Source organism: Flavobacterium orientale (genome assembly GCF_014638005.1).
Classification (GTDB): domain Bacteria; phylum Bacteroidota; class Bacteroidia; order Flavobacteriales; family Flavobacteriaceae; genus Flavobacterium; species Flavobacterium orientale.
The window spans coordinates 1-2,657 of the sequence record NZ_BMFG01000027.1; the positions used below are offsets into that span (position 1 = coordinate 1).

The window sequence follows — 2,657 nt, forward strand, 5'->3', positions numbered from 1 at the left end:
CTGATTCATTAAACGTTACAGTAGCATCGCCACAGTTGTCAGTTGCTGTTAAAGTAACTGCTGCTGGGATAGCATCACACTGAACTGTCGCATTCTGTGGTAAATCTCCAACGAATACAGGTGCAGTAGTATCTTCTACTGTTATGGTTTGCGAATGAGATATTGAATTACCACAATCGTCTGTTGCAGTCCAAGTTCTTATTATGTTATAAGAACCTAAACACGAACCCTCTATGATTGTTTCATTAAAAGTCAATGTAACATCACTACAACTATTTGTAGCGGAAACAATTGCAACCGCAGGAATAGCATCACATTCAACTGTAATATCTTGTGGTAAGTCACCAACAAATACTGGAGCTGTTGTATCTTCAACTGTTACTACTTGTATATGCGTTGTCACGTTTCCACATGAATCCGTAGCTGTCCATGTTCTAGTTATTACTGATGATCCTGAACAATTACCTGCTGAGGTAACTTCACTAAAAGTAACGGTTGGTATGCTACAATTATCTGTTGCAGTCAAAACAACTGCACTAGGAATATTGTTACATTCAACTGTAATATCTTGAGGTAATTCTTCAACAAAAACAGGAGCTATTGTATCTACAACTGTAATAATTTGTTTCTTAATAGCTGTATTTCCACATGAATCAGTTGCAGACCACAAACGAATAATTGAATAACTTTGAGGACAATCACCTGGAAGTATAGTCTGATAATATACTACATTAACTGAACCACAATTATCAACTGCTGTCAAGGTAACTGCAGCTGGAATTGCATCACATTCTACAGTTATATCTTGTGGTAAATCTCCAACAAATACTGGTGCAGTAGTATCTTCTGATGTAATTACTTGTACATGAGATGTTGTGTTACCACATGAATCAGTTGCTGTCCATGTTCTTGTAATTACGGATGAACCTAAACATTGTCCTGTTGCTACTGATTCTGCGAAAGTAATTTCTACATCACCACAGTTATCTGTAGCTGTTAAAATAGCTACTTCAGGAATTGCATCACATTCAACTGTAATATCTTGAGGTAAATCACCAACAAACACAGGTGCTGCAGTATCTTCTACAGTAATTGTTTGAACGTGAGATACTGAATTCCCACAGGTGTCAGTAGCTGTCCATGTTCTGGTAATCACGGATGATCCTAAACACTGTCCTGCTTCTACTGATTCTGTATAAACTACTTCAACATTACCACAGTTATCTGTTGCTGTTAAAGTTGCTGCTGCAGGAATAGCGTCACACTGTACTGTAATGTCTTGAGGTAAATCACCAACAAATACAGGAGGTGTTGAATCTATAATCTGAATAGTTTGATCAAACTCTACCGAATTACCACAAGAATCTGATACTGTCCAATGTCTTATAATTAATTGATTACTGGCACATTCACCTACTGCAGGCGTTAAACATACACTATTGAAATCAATATTACCATTAACACTCGCTTGTTTTCTTGAATAAATAAACCATGTTCCATTCATCGGACCGGTAAACTGTTCAAAACTTGAAACATAAGAGGTTAATCCATTTATCATTGTTGCATTAGGAGATGTTAATGCTCCGTTTGGAGTAAAGTTTTGGCTTACACCATTTGGTACAAAATTATTATTATCCCATTGTGTATATCCTGAACTATTAGGATAAAACACCGGTAAATATAATTCCTTTATGTTTGGTGAAGGGTCATCACAAAATCCTCCTGTACAATATGGACCAACTAAAATTACCGCTTGTCCACTTGGTGCAACTAGTGTAAATTCTGCTCTCCCTTTTCCTTGATTTGTTTCAAATGATAGAGCTATTTTTTGTATGTCACTTGCAGAAAGAGTATCAAATCCACTTACATTAAAATAGAAGTAATTTCCATTTCCTGCATTTAATGAACCTCCGTTTGAATTACCTATACAATCAGAATCTGTATATGTTGCCGTTGGATTTGGATCACAATTATCTTGAATATTGGTTACATTACCTGTTATACTAGGGTCTGTATTTGCCGTACAATTTTCATTTGCAACTAAAATAATATCTGCAGGTGCAGTAAATGTTGGAGGCGTGTTATCTTGTACAGTTACTATTTGTGTGTGAACTAATGTATTTCCACACAAGTCAGAAGCTGTCCATGTTCTAGTAATAACAGACGAACCTACACAAATTGTGTTTGCTGACTCAGAATAAACAACTGATGCTTCACTACAATTATCTGTTGCTGTTAATGTTACCGCTGCAGGAACTGCATCACAAGATACAGTTACGTTTACAGGTAATGTCTCAACAAAGCTTGGAGCTGTTGTGTCTTCAACTGTGATAGTTTGAACATGAGATACTGAGTTACCACAAGCATCTGTTGCTGTCCAAGTTCTAGTGATTATTGTTGATCCTGCACACGAACCTACTACTTCACTTTCTGTAAAAGTTACCGTTGCTGTTCCACAAGAATCTGTTGCTGTTAATGTTACCGCTGCAGGAACTGCATCACAAGATACAGTTACGTTTGCAGGTAATGCCTCAACAAAGCTTGGTGCTGTTGTATCTTCAACTGTGATAGTTTGAACATGAGATACTGAGTTACCACAAGCATCTGTTGCTGTCCAAGTTCTAGTGACTATTGTTGATCCTGCACATGAACCTGCT

The 2,657-nt window shown here is 37.0% G+C and carries 1 protein-coding gene; it reads right to left on the minus strand.

Going from position 1 to position 2,657, the window contains the following annotated elements; translation table 11 throughout:
- A partial coding sequence (locus IEV15_RS14485) for an HYR-like domain-containing protein (protein ID WP_188363257.1) occupies positions 1-2,657 on the minus strand: 2,657 nt, incomplete at both ends.